Origin of the sequence: Kitasatospora sp. NPDC096140 (genome assembly GCF_040303045.1) — a bacterium.
GTDB lineage: Bacteria > Actinomycetota > Actinomycetes > Streptomycetales > Streptomycetaceae > Kitasatospora.
Genome location: NZ_JBEOUW010000008.1, coordinates 185,392 through 201,651, shown reverse-complemented (window position 1 = coordinate 201,651; position 16,260 = coordinate 185,392). Strand labels below are relative to the sequence as shown.

Annotated in this window: 17 protein-coding genes; 7 read left to right on the top strand and 10 right to left on the bottom strand. The window is 75.4% G+C overall.

Going from position 1 to position 16,260, the window contains the following annotated elements; translation table 11 throughout:
* Window positions 1-42 precede the first annotated feature (42 nt).
* Window positions 43-1,053: a S1C family serine protease gene (locus tag ABT048_RS10885; protein WP_350521016.1), complete on the bottom strand. Its 1,011-nt coding sequence runs from the start codon at window positions 1,051-1,053 to the stop codon at window positions 43-45.
* Window positions 1,054-1,221: 168 nt separating this feature from the next.
* Between ABT048_RS10885 and ABT048_RS10880 the strand changes: the two genes are divergently transcribed.
* Window positions 1,222-2,415: a Clp protease N-terminal domain-containing protein gene (locus ABT048_RS10880; protein ID WP_350521015.1), complete on the top strand. Its 1,194-nt coding sequence runs from the start codon at window positions 1,222-1,224 to the stop codon at window positions 2,413-2,415.
* Window positions 2,416-2,524: 109 nt separating this feature from the next.
* Here ABT048_RS10880 and ABT048_RS10875 read toward each other — a convergent pair whose 3' ends face one another.
* Window positions 2,525-2,941: a DUF3592 domain-containing protein gene (locus ABT048_RS10875; protein WP_350521014.1), complete on the bottom strand. Its 417-nt coding sequence runs from the start codon at window positions 2,939-2,941 to the stop codon at window positions 2,525-2,527.
* Window positions 2,942-3,106: 165 nt separating this feature from the next.
* On the opposite strand from ABT048_RS10875, the gene ABT048_RS10870 reads away from it, so the two are divergent.
* Window positions 3,107-4,105 (top strand): right-handed parallel beta-helix repeat-containing protein, encoded by a 999-nt coding sequence (locus ABT048_RS10870; protein ID WP_350521013.1) that lies wholly within the window; start codon window positions 3,107-3,109, stop codon window positions 4,103-4,105.
* A gap of 46 nt (window positions 4,106-4,151) precedes the next feature.
* Here ABT048_RS10870 and ABT048_RS10865 read toward each other — a convergent pair whose 3' ends face one another.
* The 5 genes from ABT048_RS10865 to ABT048_RS10845 form a co-directional block, all read right to left on the bottom strand.
* Entirely contained in the window at window positions 4,152-5,417 is a 1,266-nt protein-coding gene (locus ABT048_RS10865; protein WP_350521012.1) for an NAD(P)/FAD-dependent oxidoreductase, read from the bottom strand.
* Window positions 5,418-5,554: 137 nt separating this feature from the next.
* Window positions 5,555-5,986: a nuclear transport factor 2 family protein gene (locus ABT048_RS10860; RefSeq protein ID WP_402803069.1), complete on the bottom strand. Its 432-nt coding sequence runs from the start codon at window positions 5,984-5,986 to the stop codon at window positions 5,555-5,557.
* A 7-nt stretch (window positions 5,987-5,993) separates the two neighbouring features.
* Window positions 5,994-6,797, bottom strand: a complete 804-nt coding sequence (locus tag ABT048_RS10855; protein ID WP_350521011.1) for an MBL fold metallo-hydrolase — start codon at window positions 6,795-6,797, stop codon at window positions 5,994-5,996.
* A 171-nt stretch (window positions 6,798-6,968) separates the two neighbouring features.
* Entirely contained in the window at window positions 6,969-7,535 is a 567-nt protein-coding gene (locus tag ABT048_RS10850) for a hypothetical protein (RefSeq protein ID WP_350521010.1), read from the bottom strand.
* Between the two features lie 27 nt (window positions 7,536-7,562).
* Window positions 7,563-8,903 (bottom strand): MFS transporter, encoded by a 1,341-nt coding sequence (locus ABT048_RS10845; protein WP_350521009.1) that lies wholly within the window; start codon window positions 8,901-8,903, stop codon window positions 7,563-7,565.
* A gap of 101 nt (window positions 8,904-9,004) precedes the next feature.
* Between ABT048_RS10845 and ABT048_RS10840 the strand changes: the two genes are divergently transcribed.
* A complete protein-coding gene (locus ABT048_RS10840; RefSeq protein ID WP_350521008.1) occupies window positions 9,005-10,099 on the top strand; it encodes a DUF5937 family protein in 1,095 nt (364 codons plus the stop codon).
* Window positions 10,100-10,243: 144 nt separating this feature from the next.
* A complete protein-coding gene (locus ABT048_RS10835; protein ID WP_350521007.1) occupies window positions 10,244-11,119 on the top strand; it encodes a PhzF family phenazine biosynthesis protein in 876 nt (291 codons plus the stop codon).
* A 7-nt stretch (window positions 11,120-11,126) separates the two neighbouring features.
* Here the strand turns inward: ABT048_RS10835 and ABT048_RS10830 are convergent, their stop codons facing one another.
* From ABT048_RS10830 to ABT048_RS10820, 3 genes are all read right to left on the bottom strand, one after another.
* A complete protein-coding gene (locus tag ABT048_RS10830) occupies window positions 11,127-11,630 on the bottom strand; it encodes a P-loop nucleotide/nucleoside kinase family protein (protein WP_350521006.1) in 504 nt (167 codons plus the stop codon).
* Between the two features lie 198 nt (window positions 11,631-11,828).
* A complete protein-coding gene (locus ABT048_RS10825) occupies window positions 11,829-12,086 on the bottom strand; it encodes a ferredoxin (RefSeq protein WP_350521005.1) in 258 nt (85 codons plus the stop codon).
* Window positions 12,083-13,303, bottom strand: coding sequence for a cytochrome P450 (locus ABT048_RS10820; protein ID WP_350521004.1), 1,221 nt, complete (start codon window positions 13,301-13,303; stop codon window positions 12,083-12,085). The genes ABT048_RS10825 and ABT048_RS10820 overlap by 4 nt, the downstream gene beginning before the upstream one ends.
* A gap of 649 nt (window positions 13,304-13,952) precedes the next feature.
* Between ABT048_RS10820 and ABT048_RS10815 the strand changes: the two genes are divergently transcribed.
* From ABT048_RS10815 to ABT048_RS10805, 3 genes are all read left to right on the top strand, one after another.
* Window positions 13,953-15,038, top strand: coding sequence for an S-(hydroxymethyl)mycothiol dehydrogenase (locus ABT048_RS10815; protein WP_350521003.1), 1,086 nt, complete (start codon window positions 13,953-13,955; stop codon window positions 15,036-15,038).
* A complete protein-coding gene (locus tag ABT048_RS10810) occupies window positions 15,035-15,670 on the top strand; it encodes an MBL fold metallo-hydrolase (RefSeq protein WP_350521002.1) in 636 nt (211 codons plus the stop codon). Before ABT048_RS10815 ends, ABT048_RS10810 begins: the two co-directional genes overlap by 4 nt.
* A 93-nt stretch (window positions 15,671-15,763) precedes the next feature.
* Window positions 15,764-16,165 (top strand): pyridoxamine 5'-phosphate oxidase family protein, encoded by a 402-nt coding sequence (locus ABT048_RS10805; protein ID WP_350521001.1) that lies wholly within the window; start codon window positions 15,764-15,766, stop codon window positions 16,163-16,165.
* Window positions 16,166-16,260 lie beyond the last annotated feature (95 nt).

Below are 16,260 nucleotides of genomic sequence, written 5' to 3'. Positions count from 1 at the left end.
CCGCCGTCGTCGAGTTCACCGTGGTCGCGCTCGGACCACGGCCTAGTCGTCCGAGGGCAGTTCGGTCGGGACGGCGATGACGTCGACCAGGGCCGCGCCGCGCAGCACCGTCAGGGCCAGGGGGCGGCCGATGCCGTCGGCCAGCATCAGGTGCTGCAGGGTGCGGGCGCTGGTCATCGGTTCGCCGGCGGCGGTGAGCAGCAGGTCGCCCTCGTGCAGTCCGGCGCGGTCGGCGGGGGCGCCGGGGACGACCTCGACGATCCGCAGGCCGGTCTGCTGCCCGGTGCGCCGGCGCAGGGTGGGCGGCAGCGGCGCGGGCACGCCGGCGAGGCCCAGGTAGGCGCGGCGGATCCGGCCGTCGGTGAGCAGGGTGGCGATGATCTGCCGGCTGGTGGCGTCGATCGGGACGGCCAGGCCGAGCCCGTTGCCGGCCACGGCCGTGGTGATGCCCACGACCTCGCCGGTCGCGGTGGTCAGTGCGCCGCCGGAGTTGCCGGGGTTGAGGGCGGCGTCGGTCTGGATGACGTTGTCGATGACGCGTACGGCGGTGTCGGAGCGGGCCGGGAGCGAGCGGCCGAGGGCGCTGACCACGCCCGCCGTGACCGTCCCGGCGAGCCCGAGCGGGTTGCCGACGGCGACGACGAGCTGCCCGACCCGCAGGGCGGTGGCCTCGCCGAGCCGCACCGGGGTGGGGGTCGGGCCGTCGGCGCGCAGCACGGCCAGGTCGGAGAGCGGGTCGGCGCCGATGGTGTGGAAGGGGGAGGTGGTGCCGTCGGCGAAGGCCAGGGTCCCGGCGTCGGCGTGGCCGACGACGTGGGCGTTGGTCAGCAGGAAGCCGTCGTCGGTGAAGACCACCGCTGAGCCGAGCGCGGTGCTGAACCAGCCGCCCCGGCCGCGGCGGGGCACCTGGAGGGCGGCGACGCGCGGAGTCACCGCGGCAGCGACGGTGGTGACGATCCGCGAGTAGGCGTCCAGCGCCTCGGCGGCTCCGCCGTCGGGGCCGGTCGTGCCGCCGCCGGGTACGTGCTCGGGCCCGGGGAGCGTGTCGGCCACGGTGCTCACCCCTTTTCGCCGGCGCGGCTTCTCCCGCTTTCCAACAACGCTGCGTCGCCGATGCTTCCGCCGCGGGCTCGCGATGCCGTCCGGACGGGCGGCCCACTACAAAGAGAAGGCAAAGCAAGCGTATGGTGTGGGCAAAGCCACCTGTGCGGGGAGGGCCTGATGGAGACCACGCTGGAAGCGGACTGGCGCACGCTCGGCACGACGGGCGGCGGCCGGCTCGGTACGGAGCACCTGTTGACCGCGGTGGTGGGGTCGAGCGGCCCGGCCGGTGCGGCCCTCGCTGCTGCCGGGGCCACCGAGAGCGAGCTGCGCACCCTGCTGCGTGACCGCGACCGCCACGGTCACGGCGGGCGCGACGGTGGCGCCGACCGCGAACGCGGCGGGGGCTGGGCCGCGGACGACGAGGCCGACGCCGGTGTGCCGGCCCGGGAGATCCTGGGCTCGACCAGGGCCCCGGACCTCGTCCTGACCGGCGCCGCGGCCCGCGCACTGTCCACCGCGGTGACGGCGGTGCGGCGCAGCGGCGGGCGGCAGCTCACCGCGGAGTACGTCCTGCGCGCCCTGCTGGCCGACGACCGCACCCGCGCCGCCGAACTGCTCCGCGCGGCGGGCGTCGCGCCGCAGGCCGTCCGGGACCGGCTGGACGCGACGCACCCCGGGCCGAGAACCCTGCCGGCGGCACCACCGGCACCACCGGCACCACCGGCACCACCGGCGGCACCACCGGCGCCGACGGCACCGCCTGTGCCGGAGGCCACGGCCCCGGACGGCGCCTCCGACGCGCTGGACCCGCTGCTGCACCCCACCCGGGACGCCCTGCTCGGCCACCGGTCGCACCGACTCCCGCTCTGGAAGCGGCTGTTGAAGCCCGGTGCGGCCGGCCCGGCGGCGCCGACCGCGGACTGGATCCGACGGGAGACGGACGACCAGGCGCTGCGCCTCGGCCGCCGGACGCCGGGCACCGAGCACGTCCTGCTGGCCCTCCTCGCCGTCCACGAAGTCCTGGGCCACCGGCCGCAGCCGGACGTGGACGACACCGGCGGCGAGCTGCTCGCCTGGGTCGGGCTGGACTACGCCCGTGCCCGTGCGGCCCTCACCGCCGGGACGGTCGCCCTCCCGGCCGATCCGCGCTCCGTCGAGGCCTACCTGGCGGGCGCGGCCCCCGGCCCGCTGGTGCGGGCGCTGCTCGACGAGGACACCCGGGCCCGGCGGCTGGTCGAGGCCCTGGGCGGGGGCGCGGCCCGGGAGGGGGACCATACCGGCCCCAACGGCCAGGACGGCCAGGACAGTCAGGACAGTCAGGACAGCCAGGGCGGGCCCGATCGCGCGCCGGAGGGTCAGCGCGTGGTGTAGCCGCCGTTGGCGAACCATGCGCCTGCACACCGGCCTCACCCCGGCGGGGCTCCGCGCGGGCCGGGAGCGCCCGTAGGGCCCGTCCCGGGAGGCGCAGCGCGCCGGCCGCCTAGAGCGCCGTGGCGGCGAGGGTGATCGAGCCCAGGACGGCCAGCACCCCCAGGGCGAGGAACCCGTACTCCAGCCCCGTCCGCTCCCGCCCGTCGACCAGCACCTGCCGGGGGTCGGCCGGGTCGTAGCGGACGGGCACGTAGCGGCCGTCCGGCAGCGGGTGGCGGGTGGTGGAGGGGACGGGGGAGAAGATCTCGACCACCCGGCCGTCGGTCGTCTCGAACTGCAGCAGCGGACGCGGCGGCAGTGCGTGGTCCTCCGGCCCCCGGATGCGGGCGCGCACCAGGGCCGAGGCGGGGACGCCGACCCGGCGCAGCCGGCGTTGCTCGCGCAGCCCGACGACTCCGGCGAGGTAGGCGACGACGCCGCCCAGCGCACCGAACACCACCACGGCGAATCCGGCCGTCCCGCCCACCGTGCCTCCCTGCCCCCGCCCGATGGTTTCCCGAAGCCGTCCGAGGCTCCCCCCCCGGATCCCAGTATCGCCCGACGGCGGCACCCTTGACGCTTCGGAATGGTCCAGTCCAGTGTGATCGACGGCATGTTCCTGTCACCATCCGTCCCGCAAGGAGCACCGTCCATGAAGCCGACGTCCCCCCGCGCCCTCGGCGCCACCCTCACCGCCGTCGCCACCGTCGCCACCGTCGCCGCCCTCGCCGTCGGCACCGCCCCCGGTGCGACGGCCGCCCCGGCCGCGACCGTCGTCAAGGTCGGCACCGCCAAACAGCTCCAGGCCGCGCTCGCGGCGGCCGTGCCCGGGCGGACCATCCAGCTCGCCGACGGCACCTACTCCGGCAGCTTCAAGGCCACCGTGCCCGGCACCGCCGCCGCCCGGATCACCCTCACCGGCTCCGCCAAGGCCGTGCTCACCACCCCCACCGGCGGCGGCTACGGCCTCCACCTCGACGGCGCGAGCTACTGGACCGTCCAGGGCCTGACCGTCACCGGCGCCCAGAAGGGCATCATGGCGGATGCCGCCAACCACGTGGTGATCGACGGCGTGACGGTCCACCACACCACCATGGAGGGCGTGCACTTCCGCAACTCCAGCGGCTACGGCACGCTGCGCAACTCCCGCATCCACGACACCGGTCTGAACCGGGACGGCCTGGGCGAGGGCGTGTACGTCGGCACCGCCGGCACCCTCACCGACCGCAGCGACCACGTGCAGATCACCGGCAACACCTTCGGCCCGAACATCGGCGCCGAGAACGTCGACCTCAAGGAGGGCACCACCGGCGGCCTGGTCTCCGGCAACTCCTTCGACGGCGACGGCCTCACCGGCCGCAACTACGACGACTCCTGGGTCGACGTGAAGGGCAACGGCTACGTCATCGAGAACAACACCGGCAGGCGCACCACCGACGACGGCTACCAGACCCACAGCGTCCAGCCGGGCTGGGGCTGCGGCACGGTCTTCCGGGGCAACCGCTCCGACCTCACCGGCGCCACCGGAGCGGACCGCTACGCGATCGACGTGACGAACTACGACGCGGCGATGTGCCCGGTGACGATCGGCGCGGGCAACACCGTCACCGGGGGCCGGGGCGTGGCGAACCCCGGTGTCCCGGTGGGCTGACCGCACCGGGACGCCGGGGTGCACGGGTGGTCGTGACGCCGGACGGCTACAGCTCGCCGAGCGGGACCTTCGGGTCGGCCAACGCGTCGGCGTCCACCACCCGCCCGGAGCGGACCAGTTCGCGGATCGGGTCGGTGACGTCCCAGACGTTGACGTTCATCCCCGCGAGCACCCGGCCGCCGGACAGCCAGAACGCGATGAACTCGCGGGCGGCCGGGTCACCGCGGAACACCACCCGGTCGTAGCCGTCGGGCTCGACGTAGCCGACGTACTCCATGCCGAGGTCGTACTGGTCGCTGAAGAAGTACGGGATCCGGTCGTAGACCGCGTCCGGCTGCCCGAGCAGTGCGCGGGCGGCGGTCTGCGGCTGGTTGAGGGCGTTGGCCCAGTGCTCGACCCGGATGTGCCGGTCGAACAGCGGGTGGTAGGCGTTCGCGACGTCGCCGGCCGCGTAGACGTCCGGGTCGGAGGTGCGCAGCTGCCGGTCGGTCTTGATGCCGTTGTCGACCTCCAGGCCGGCCGCCTCGGCGAGTCCGGCGGCGGGGGCGATGCCGATGCCGACCACCACCGCGTCGGCCGCCACCGTCGTGCCGTCGGCGAGCTTCACCCCGCTCACCGTGGTGCCGTCGCCGGTCAGTTCGGCCACCTTGACGCCGAGGCGCAGGTCCACGCCGTGGTCCCGGTGCAGGTCGGCGAAGACCTGGGCGACCTCCCGGCCGAGCACCCGCAGCAGCGGCAGTTCGAGCGCCTCCAGCACCGTCACCTCGGCACCCGACTCGCGGGCCGCGGCCGCCACCTCCAGGCCGATCCAGCCCGCGCCGATCACCACGATCCGGGCGCCCGGCCGCAGCGCCGCCTTGATCCGGTCGCTGTCGTCGACCCGGCGCAGGTAGAGCACGCCGTCCTGGTCGGCGCCCGGCACCGGCAGCCGGCGCGGCACCGAGCCGGTGGTCAGCAGCAGCTTGGCGTACTCCACCCGGCCGTCGTCGGCGAGCGTCACGGTGTGCCCGGCCGGGTCGATCGCGGCCACCGCCGTGCCCAGGCGCAGCGTGATGTCGTGCTCGGCGTACCACTGCGGCGGGTGGACGTAGATCTTCTCCCGGGGCGTCTTGCCCAGCAGGTAGCCCTTGGACAGCGGCGGCCGCTCGTACGGGCGCTCGTGCTCCTCGCCGATCAGGACGACGCCGCCCTCGTACCCGGCCTCGCGCAGCGCCTCGGCCGCCTTCGCGCCGCCGAGGGAAGCGCCGACGATCACGATCGGGCGGTCCTGCCCGCCGCCCGCTCCGGTGGTGCCGATGTCCGTGCCCGCCATGCTCGACTCCTCGTTGTCCGGCCGTGGAAACGGGGTCAGCCTGACGCCGTCCGGGTGGTGTGTCGAGACCGTGGCGGGCGCGTCGCGCCCCGCTCGCCCGTACGGGTGAACGGCGGGTCCGGGGGGACCGGGCGGCGCTACGGCGTCATCGCGTCCCTGACCAGCGCGGTGTCGGTGAACTGCTCGAACCGGACGATGCGTCCGCCGCGCACCGTGAAGTGGTGGGCGACCCGGACCGCGAGCGGTTTTCCGGTGGTCTTGTGGACGGCCGTGTAGCGGGCCAGGACCACCACCTCCTCCCCGTCCACCACGTAGGTGTCGTCGTGCGCCGTCCAGTCGTGCCACTCGGCGGCCAGCCGCTCCATCACGCTCGCGGTGACGCCCTTGGGGGTGCGGTAGGTGCCGGCCAGCGGGAAACCGGCCATCTCGGTCCACTCGACGTCCTCGGCGAGCGTGGCGCGCAGTGCGGCCAGGTCGCCCCGGGCGGCGGCCAGGTACTGGCGGCGGACCACGTCGGCGGGCGCGGAGGACTCGGCGAAGCCGGCCACGTCCCTCGGGATCTCGATCACGACTCGCTCACCCCCAGGCCATCTCGCCCATGACGACCTTGGTGCCGATGTCCACCGCGATCCGCAGCCCCAGCTCCGGGAAGCGGCGCTCCAGGGCCTCCTTGGCGGCGGCCGCGTCCGCGGCCCGGCCGATCTCGGTCTCGAAGGCGCGCAGGTAGGCGCGGGTGTGGTCGACGGCGTTCAGGTCGGTGGGGGCGTCGGCGACCCGGTGGCCGGCCGCCACCCAGGTCGGGTGGAGCGCCTCGATGCCGTCCAGCAGGTCGATCCAGGCGGCCCGTTGGGCAGCGGTGGGGGTGTCGGCCGTCCACACGTGCAGGCCCTCGAAGAGCAGCACCCCGCCGAGCACGGCGCGGTGGTGGTGCTGCCAGAGGTAGTGCCGGTCCGGCAGGTGGAAGTCGGCGCCGCGCACCTCGAAGCGGTGGCCCTCGAAGACGATCTCGTCGCCGTGCAGCACCTCGGGCCGCACCAGCCGGGTGGCCAGCTCGGGCCCCAGGTGGGACCAGGCGCGCAGCTTGTCCTCCCAGGTCTCCTGGATGTGGTCGACGGTCATGGCGGTGGCCAGGAACCGGGCCTGCGGGAAGGCGTCCTGCACCTCCTGCGCCCCGAAGTAGAAGTCCGGGTCGCCGTGGCTGACGAACACGGTGGTCAGCCGCTTGCCGGTGGCCCTGATCCGCTCGACCAGGCGGCGGCCGTCGGAGCGGGTGAACCCGGCGTCCACCAGCATGGCGTCGTGCGGGCCGGTGACCAGGACGGAGGTCTTGTTGAGCGAGCTGTCGGGGCTGTCGACGATCTCGAAGTCGAGCGCACTCATGGGATCGGGTGTCCTTCCTCGGGCCTGGCACGCCTCGCCGCCAGCATCGGCGCTGGGCGTCCCGGGCGCATCCGGAAGGCGGCCGCAGCCGGCCGGCGCCCCTGCCCGTACGGCGCCAGGGTCCGCCCGGGATCCGTGCCCGTACGGCGCCCGCCGCCGGAGGGCGGGACCTCAGGCGCGGGTCCAGAGCGTGAGGTCGCTGCTGGTGGCCACCGCGAGGGTCCGGCCGGTGGGGGAGAAGCCCGCGGCGCGCAGGGTGGACCAGCTGGAGTCGAAGACCTGCCACCAGCTCTCGCCGTGCTCGCCCTGCCACGGCCCGCGGCCGGTCGCGAGCAGCACCCGGTGGTGCGGCCACTCCGGGGCGGCGACCTCGACGTGCCAGCCGCCCTCGGCGTCGGCGTGCAGGCCGCCGCCCCACGTCCCGGCCACCGGGATCCGCACATCGGTGACCTGGCCGAGCCCGGGGCAGCAGAGGTCCGGGCCGTCCGGGTCCTCGGCCGGGTCGTGGTCGCGCGCCAGCTTGAGGCCCGTCACGGCGTCGAACAGTCCGTGCCCGCCGTGCGACACGGTCAGTACCAGGTCGTGCCCGCTCTCCGGGTGGACGGCGAAGCCGATGCCGAGCAGCCCGCCGACCGGGATCGTCCCCCGGCCGACCGGCCGCCACGGCTCCGGCGGCGCGGTCACCGAGGCGGCCAGGATCCGGTCGCGCAGGTGCTGCTGGTGCGGGGTCAGGGCCATGGAGCCGATCATCCCACCGGGGCGGGGCTACTGCGCCGGGCCCAGCCGCAGCACCGCCAGCGCCCCCAGCGCGGTGGCGGCGGCCAGCGGCAGCCACAGTGCGCCCGGACCGGCGGCGAGCAGCGCCGTCACCACGGCCGGCGCGGCCGCCCGGCCCACGCCCATCGACAGCTCCCAGCGGGCCAGCGAGCGCCCGAGCAGGTGCGGCGGGGCGACGGCCGCCACCAGCGCCGTACCCGAGCCGGTGTAGAGGATCTCGCCCAGCGTGTACAGCACCGAGACCACCGCGATGCCCGCCGCCCCCGGCGTGCCGCCCAGCGCCCCGGCCGCCCAGAAGCCCAGGTACGAGAGCGACAGCAGGGCGCCCGAGGCCGCCAGCACGGCCCGCCGCGAACGGTCCGCCAGCCGCAGCACCAGCGCCAGCTGCAGGGCGATCACCAGCACCGTGTTGCCCACGAACAGGCCCGAGGACCAGGCCGGGGAGGCGTGCAGCTGCAGCACCAGCAGCGCGGGCAGCGCCACCTCCAGCACGTCGAAGCAGAACGCGTACGGCAGGTTGGCCAGGCTCAGCAGGCTGATCCGGCGCAGCGGTGCGCGCCGCTCCCCGGCGTCGGTGTCGGTGTCGGTGTCGGCGTGGGCGCCGGTGTCGGCGTGGGTGTGGGCGTCGGCCCGTACGGCCCTGTGCGGCGCCTCCCGGTGCGCCCGCACCCGCAGCGAGCCCACCAGCGCGGCGGCGACCAGGCAGGCCACCGCCGTCACCCCGGCCAGCAGCCGGATCGCGCCCGCGCCGCCGCTCACCGCCACGGTGGCCAGCAGCGCACCCAGGCCCAGCCCCGCGTTGCGCACCGACCGCCCGGCGGCGAGCGCCGCGTCCCGCAGCCGACCCTCCGTCAGGGTGCTCACCACCGCCGCGTGCGTGGTCGGCCAGGACTGGCTGCCCACCCCGAACAGCACCGCCGCGGCCGTGAACACCGGCAGGCCGTCCGCGAGCAGCAGCGTCAGTGCGCCCGCCGCCCGCAGCAGCAGGGTCACGGCCGCGGGGAGGGTCCGGGCGCCGCGGTCGATCCAGCGGCCGGTCAGCGGCACCACCAGCAGGCCCGCGACCATCCCGGCGGACAGCGCCAGCCCGACCGCCCCCGCGCCCAGGTGCAGCATGCCGATCCCGTACAGCAGCAGGAACGGCCGCAGCATGCCGCCGCCCACCGCGTCCACCGCCAGCGCGGCGGCGTACCGGGGCCCGCCGGCGGCGGTCAGCAGGCTCAGCAGCGCGGACGGGCCGCCGCGACCGGTGCCGACCGGCAGGGCGGGCGGCTCGCCGGTGCGGGCGGCGGCGTGGTCATGGACGGACTTCTCCTGGATCAGGCTCATGGCCGGTACCGTCCGCCCTGGCCGGGCCGCCTGGCACGTGGATTGACGGTTCCCGTCAATCGGCGGCAGGCGTCACCGGATCGGGTGACAGGATCTCCTGCGTGAGTGTGACCATCGACATCACCGGACTGTCCGACGAGCGCCTGCTCTTCACGCCCTCCCCGCTGGCCGAGCTGAACGCCATGCTGCACGTCCTCGCCGAGCCGGCGCACCACCCGGCGCTGAGCGGCTGGGCGAGCAGCACCACCGCGGCGATCCCGCCGGAGCTGGCCGAGCGGCTGCTGGAGGCCGACTTCCTCTGGCGTTCCTCGCGCGCCGACTTCCTCGTCCCCGGCCTGCCCGGCGCGACCCTCGCCGAGGAACTCGACGCCGTCGACCGGCTCGACGACGAGCTGTTCGTGGCCGGCGCCCTCATCACCACCTGCGGCTCCTCGCGGCTCACCTTCCGGAAGACCTCCCCGCTCACCGACCCCGCCGCCAACGAGCGGGCCCGCGAACTCGCCCTCGCCCGCGGCCCCCGGCAGGCCGCCTTCGCCGACCGGCTGCTCGCCGACCCGCCCGCCGTGCGGGCGCTGGTGCGGCGGATGCTGGAGGACTGCGTGTCCGCGTTCTTCGCCGACGCCTGGCAGCGCGTCCTGCCCGACCTCGCCGCCGACGCCCGGCGCAAGGCCGACCTGCTGGCCCGTCGGGGCCTCGGCGAGACGCTCGCGGCCGTCTCACCCTCCGTCAGCCTCGACCAGGGCGGCGGGCGGCGGCGGATCGTCATCGACAAGCTGCAGGACAGCACCACCAGCGCCGCCGACAAGGGGGGCGTCACCTTCATCCCCACCGCCTTCGGCCGCCCCCACCTCCTGGTCGTCCACGCGCCCGGCTGGCGGCCCGTCCTCCAGTACCCCGTCGCCGAGGCCGGCCTGCCCGAACCGGTCTCGCTCGCCCTCGTCCAGCAGCGCCTGGAGGCACTGGCCCACCCCGTCCGGCTGCGGCTGGCACGCACCATGGCCCGCGGCCCGCACACCACCGGCGAACTGGCCTCCGCCTGGCAGCTCAGCGCGCCCGAGGTGTCCCGGCACCTGGCGGTGCTGCGGAAGGCGGGGCTGCTGACCACGCAGCGGCGCGGGCGGTACATGCTCTACCAGCTCGACCTGGCGGGCAGCGCCCGTCTCGGTTCGGACTTCCTGGAGGCGGTCCTGCGGTGACCGGGGCGGGCGGCGACAGCGGTCGGCCAGGAGCGGTGACGGGGCGAGCAGGAACAGCGGCCGGGCAGGAGCGGTGACCGGGCGAGCGGGAACAAACGCGCGGCGGACGGGAACAGCAGCCGGGCGGAACGCGTTCGTCCGGGCATGACCGACGACGCTGCAGTCTCCGCCGCCCCCTCGCCCGAGATCCTCCGCTACGCCGCCTTCGCCACCCGCCCCGAGGGCGGCAACCCGGCCGGCGTGGTGCTCGACGCCACCGGGCTGACCGACCGCCGGATGCTCGCCATCGCCGCCGAGCTCGGGTACTCCGAGACCGCCTTCCTGACCGCCGGACCGGCCGAAGGGGCTTACCGCGTAAGGTACTTCAGCCCGCTGGCGGAGGTGCCGTTCTGCGGGCACGCGACGGTCGCCTCCGCCGTCGCGCTCGCCGAGCGCACCGGCCCCGGGCAGTACCTCTTCGCGACGGCGGCCGGGGACGTCCCGGTCGAGGTCGAGCGCGGCGCCGACGGGCTGCTGCGGGCCACGCTCACCAGCGTCGAGCCGAAGGTCGAGGAGGTCACCGCGGCCGACGTCGAGGAGGCGCTCGCCCTGCTCGGCTGGTCCGCCGCCGACCTCGACCCGGCCCTGCCGCCGCGGGTCGCCTACGCCGGTGCCCGGCACCTCGTGCTCGCCGCCGCCACCCGCGGCCGACTGGCCCGCCTCGACTACGACTTCGACGGCCTGGCGGCCTACATGCGGGCCCGGGACCTCACCACCCTCCAGCTGGTCTGGCGCGAGGCCCCCGAGGTCTTCCACGTCCGCGACCCGTTCCCCGTCGGCGGCGTGGTCGAGGACCCGGCCACCGGCGCCGCCGCGGCCGCCTTCGGCGCGTACCTGCGGGAGCTGGGCGCGGTGGAGGCCCCGACGGTGCTGACGCTGCACCAGGGCGAGGACCTGGGCCGCCCCGGCGTGCTGCGGGTCGAACTGCGGGCGGAGGACCCGCGGGTGCGGGTCTCGGGTACGGGCGTGGCGATCGGCTGACGCGCCATCAGGGCGAGGGCTGCAGCAGGACCTGCTCGCCCTCGCCCCGCGGCTCCTCGAAGTGGGCCAGGTAGCGGGCGAACAGCTCGGCGCCGACGGTGACGGCGTTGGCGCCCTCCCGGCCGTTGCGGACGGCGAGGCGCTGCTCCAGGGTCGCCCGGTCGGCCTTGAGGTGGATCAGCTCCCAGCGGCCGCCGTGGCTCTCCACCAGTGCCTTGTAGTCGTCGCGGGCGGCGCGGCTCCAGAAGCTGTAGTCCACCACCACGTCGCTGCCGGACCGCACCAACTCGACCAGCTCCAGCCGCTGTTCGGCGCGGACCTCCTCCTTGAGCCGGTCGAACGCCTCCTCCGACAGGACCACACCGGCGTCCCGCCCCCCGAGGCGCCGCCACACCGCCTCGTCGATGGACAGCCGTACGTAGCCGCGCCGCACCAACCCCAGCGCGTACGTGGTCTTGCCCGCCCCGGGCAGGCCGCACATCAGCACCACCGTGCTCGATCGCTCCGTCACGAAGGCAGGCTAGCGCCGGGCACCGGCGCCGGTCGCGGGGATTCCCGCCCGGCGCGACCGGAAGACCGTTCGACGCCGAGGCTGCATCGATCCATGAGCCCGGCTCATCGATCCGGGCGTACGGCGGCCCGGCTCCCGGTGGCGCCCGCCGTGCACCCGCCCGAGCGGGTCGCGGCGGCGGGCGCCACCGGGGCGGGTTCAGTCCGCCGGGTCGATCCGGTAGCCGCCGCGGGCCGAGTGGAGGGTGAGCGCCTCGACCGGACAGCAGTCCACGGCCTCGCTCAGCCCGTCCGTCAACTCCGCACCGCCGTCGGCGTAGTCGGCCAGCGGCGCGGCCAGTCCGTCCGCGCCGAGGGCCAGCGAGTCGGGCGCGCTGAGGGCGCACATCCCGGAGCCGATGCAGCGGTCCCGGTCGACCCGGATGACGACCGGCTCGGTGTCCGCCCCGCGCGTCACCAGGTCACCTGCAGGGAGTTCGGGCTGCGGGTGAGCAGGCCGCGCCGCCAGTCGATCCGCTCGACCTGGTCGGCCATCCGCAGGGCGGGCAGCCGGCGGGCCAGCCGGTGCAGGGCGAGCTCCAGCTCCATCCGGGCCAGCCACGCGCCCAGGCAGTGGTGCGGCCCGGCCCCGAAGGTGAGCATCGGTGCGGCCAGCGGGGAGAACAGCTCGGTGCGCAGGTCCCCGGTGAAGACCTCCGGGTCCTGGTTGGCGGCGGCGGTGTCGGCGGCGACCACGCTGCCGGCCGGGATGACCACCCCGCCGATCTCCACGTCCTCGACGGTGCGGCGCATCAGTCCGGGCATGTGCTCGTGGGCGTCGCCGAGCGGGACGGCGCGCAGCAGCTGCTCGGTCGCGGCGGCGGCGCTGGCCTCGTCGGAGGCGAGCTGCTGCCAGGCCTCGCGGCCGTCGTGGAGCAGGTAGACCAGGGCGTTGCCGAGGCTGGTCATGGTGGTCTCGTGGCCGGCCACGACCAGGCCGACGACCAGCGCGACCAGCTGTCCCTCGGTGATCGAGCCGTCCTCGGCGGCGGCCGTCAGTAGGCTGCTGACCAGGTCGTCGCCGGGTTCGGCACGGCGTTCGGCGATCACCCCGGCGCCGAAGGCGGAGAACTCGTTCATCGCGGTGACGATCGCCTCGGCCGGGTAGGCGGTGGTGGAGAGCGCGTGGTCGCTCCAGTGGGCGAGCCGCTTGGTGTCCAGGTTGTCCAGGCCCATCAGCCGGCTGATCACCGCGACCGGCAGCGGCCGGGTGTAGGCGGCGACGATGTCGGTGGGGGAGCCCTGGTCGATCAGTTCGTCGATGAGCGACTCCACGACCGAGGCGACCCACGGCTTCCAGCGGGCTATCGCGCGCGGGGTGAAGGCCCGCTGGACCGTGCGGCGCAGCCGCTGGTGCTCGGTGCCGTCGATGTTCAGCATGCTCTGCGGGTCGTCCAGGATGTTGGGCGTGACCGTGACCGGCGGCGCGTCCGGCGCGTAGAGCGGGGCGCGGCCCAGGCGCGGGTCCGTCAGCACCTGCCGCACGTCGGCGTGCCGGCTGACCAGCCAGACCGGCGTGCCGGTGGGCAGCGCGGCGAGCCGCGGCGGTCCGGGTTCCAGGTGGCGCAGGCAGTGCAGCGGGGGGAGCGGGGCGGTGCCGGGCCCGGCACCGGTCGCACTGTTCTCGGTGGACATCCGTACTCCAGACTCCAGGGCGGTGGGCCGCTCGGCGCGGCCCGACGGGGGGTGGATCGGAGGATGGTGCGGGGACGGGTGGTGCGGCCGGCTGGCGGCTCGACACGTGCCGGGGCTGGGTAGGGCATCTGCTGCGGGGTGGCGCGAAATGTGCGGGGGCGTACGTTCGGTGCGCGCCGGGCACGGACGGTGCACGGTGGCGCACCGTCAGGTGGGGCGGGTGTGCTGAGCGTGGTCGCGTGGACCGTCTCAGCTACGACCGTACGTGGGCCGCGGGGCGCCCGTCTGCGGCAGTTCCAGCCAACACCGGTGCTTTCCGGGCGGTTCGAGGCGCGCTGACGAGCGCTCAGCGCCGTCCGTGCGCCCCCGTTCCGGGGCCGTGCCGGGCCGTCGGCGGGCGGTCCCGCGGGTAGGCCCGTGGCATGTGCCGGATGAAGCGCCGTGAGCTGCCGGAACGTCGGGAACATGCCGTCGGCACGTGCGGTGAGGCGAATCACGCCGGATCGCGCCGGATCGCCGACCCGCTCCGCCGGTGGCCGCCGGAGCGGGCGCTACGCTTCGTGGGCAGTGCTTCTGCAGTCCTACTGCAGTCGTGTCGTCGCAGGTCACGCCGGTGCAGAGCCGCACCGGCCGTCGGAGGTGGAATCGGATGGCCCAGCAGGTCAAGGCAGTGATCGCGCGCGCCAAGGGCGCGCCCGTGGAGGTGACCACGATCGTGGTACCGGACCCAGGTCCGGGTGAGGCGGTGGTCCGGATCCAGGCTTGCGGTGTCTGCCACACGGACCTCCACTACCGGGAGGGCGGGATCAACGACGAGTTCCCGTTCCTGCTGGGCCACGAGGCCGCGGGCGTCGTGGAGTCGGTCGGCGAGGGCGTCACCGAGGTCGCGCCCGGTGACTTCGTGGTCCTCAACTGGCGTGCGGTGTGCGGCCAGTGCCGTGCCTGTCGGCGCGGGCGTCCGCAGTACTGCTTCGACACCCACAACGCCGAGCAGAAGATGACGCTGCTGGACGGCACCGAGCTGTCCCCGGCGCTGGGCATCGGGGCGTTCGCCGAGAAGACCCTGGTCGCGGCCGGCCAGTGCACCAAGGTCGACCCGGCGGCCGAGCCGGCCGTCGCCGGCCTGCTGGGCTGCGGCGTGATGGCGGGCATCGGCGCCGCGATCAACACCGGCAACGTCGGGCGCGGCGACTCGGTCGCCGTCATCGGCTGCGGCGGCGTCGGCGGGGCGGCCGTGATGGGCTCCCGGCTGGCCGGGGCGGCGAAGATCATCGCCGTCGACATCGACGACCGCAAGCTGGCGACCGCCCGTACGCTGGGCGCCACCCACACCGTCAACTCCCGCACCACCGACCCGGTCGAGGCCATCCGGGAGCTGACCGGCGGCAACGGCGCGGACGTCGTCGTCGAGGCGGTCGGCCGGCCCGAGACCTACCGGCAGGCCTTCTACGCCCGCGACCTGGCCGGCACCGTCGTCCTGGTCGGCGTGCCGACCCCGGAGATGAAGCTGGAGCTCCCGCTGCTCGACGTCTTCGGCCGCGGCGGCGCCCTGAAGTCCTCCTGGTACGGCGACTGCCTGCCCTCGCGGGACTTCCCGATGCTCATCGACCTCTACCTCCAGGGCCGCCTGGACCTGCGCGCCTTCGTCACCGAGACGATCGAACTCGACGCGGTGGAGCAGGCCTTCGCGCGCATGCACCAGGGCGACGTGCTCCGCTCGGTGGTGATCCTGTGACCTCCACCGCCCGTGTCGACCGGCTGGTGACGGCCGGGACCTTCGAGCTCGACGGCGGCAGCTGGGAGGTGGAGAACAACGTCTGGATCGTCGGCGACGACGAGGAGGCGGTGGTGATCGACGCCGCGCACGACGCCGGGGCCATCGAGGCGGCGCTCGCCGGGCGCCGGCTGCGGGCGATCGTCTCCACGCACGCGCACAACGACCACATCGACGCGGCCCCGGCCCTCGCGGCCCGGACCGGTGCGCCGATCCTGCTGCACCCGGACGACCTGCCGCTGTGGAAGCTCACCCACCCCGACCGCCTCCCGGACGGCGAACTGGCCGACGGGCAGCGGATCGAGGTGGCCGGCACCGAGCTGACCGTCCTGCACACCCCGGGCCACGCCCCGGGCGCGGTCTGCCTGTACGCGCCCGACCTGGGCACCGTCTTCACCGGCGACACCCTCTTCCAGGGCGGCCCGGGCGCGACCGGCCGGTCGTTCTCGCACTTCCCGACCATCATCGACTCGATCCGCGAGCGCCTGCTGACGCTCCCGGCCGACACGGTGGTGCGCACCGGCCACGGCGACCCGACCACCATCGGCGCCGAGGCCCCGGCCCTGCCGGAGTGGATCGCCCGCGGGCACTGAGGCACCGCCCGTACGGCCCCCGGGAGCACCGGGGTGCGACGCGAACGGCCCCCGGGGGCTTGATCGTTCCCCGGGGGCCGTACGATCCCGATCATGGCCCATGACCCGCGCGACCTCGACGACGCCATGCTCGCCTTCTGGCGCGAACGGCACATCTCCACCCTGACCACCACCCGCCCGGACGGCACGCCGCACGTGGTGCCGGTCGGCGTCACGTTCGAGCCGGAGACGGCGACCGCCCGGGTGATCACCAGCCGCACCAGCCGCAAGGCGCTCAACGTCGCGGCGGCCGGGCCGCAGGGCCTGCGGGTCGCGGTCTGCCAGGTGGACCGCGCCCGCTGGGCGACCCTGGAGGGCGTCGCGGTCGTCCGTGACGAGCCCGAGCAGGTCGCGGACGCCGAGCGGCGCTACGCCGAGCGCTACCGCCAGCCGCGGGTGAACCCGGACCGGGTGGTCATCGAGATCGCCGTGGACCGGGTCCTCGGCCGCGGCTGAGCCCACGGGATCCGCGCACCGGGACGGGGGGGGGGGGGGGCCGGGGGGGGCGGGGGGGCGCGGGGGGGGCGGGGGGGGGGGGGGCGCCGCCGCGC

Coding starts and splice junctions, on each gene's coding strand:
- ABT048_RS10880 (WP_350521015.1), top strand. CDS start 1,222: ATGGAGACCACGCTGGAAGCGGACTGGCGCACGCTCGGCACGACGGGC.
- ABT048_RS10870 (WP_350521013.1), top strand. CDS start 3,107: ATGAAGCCGACGTCCCCCCGCGCCCTCGGCGCCACCCTCACCGCCGTC.
- ABT048_RS10865 (WP_350521012.1), bottom strand. CDS start 5,417: ATGGCGGGCACGGACATCGGCACCACCGGAGCGGGCGGCGGGCAGGAC.
- ABT048_RS10855 (WP_350521011.1), bottom strand. CDS start 6,797: ATGAGTGCGCTCGACTTCGAGATCGTCGACAGCCCCGACAGCTCGCTC.
- ABT048_RS10850 (WP_350521010.1), bottom strand. CDS start 7,535: ATGGCCCTGACCCCGCACCAGCAGCACCTGCGCGACCGGATCCTGGCC.
- ABT048_RS10845 (WP_350521009.1), bottom strand. CDS start 8,903: ATGAGCCTGATCCAGGAGAAGTCCGTCCATGACCACGCCGCCGCCCGC.
- ABT048_RS10835 (WP_350521007.1), top strand. CDS start 10,244: ATGACCGACGACGCTGCAGTCTCCGCCGCCCCCTCGCCCGAGATCCTC.
- ABT048_RS10820 (WP_350521004.1), bottom strand. CDS start 13,303: ATGTCCACCGAGAACAGTGCGACCGGTGCCGGGCCCGGCACCGCCCCG.
- ABT048_RS10815 (WP_350521003.1), top strand. CDS start 13,953: ATGGCCCAGCAGGTCAAGGCAGTGATCGCGCGCGCCAAGGGCGCGCCC.
- ABT048_RS10805 (WP_350521001.1), top strand. CDS start 15,764: ATGGCCCATGACCCGCGCGACCTCGACGACGCCATGCTCGCCTTCTGG.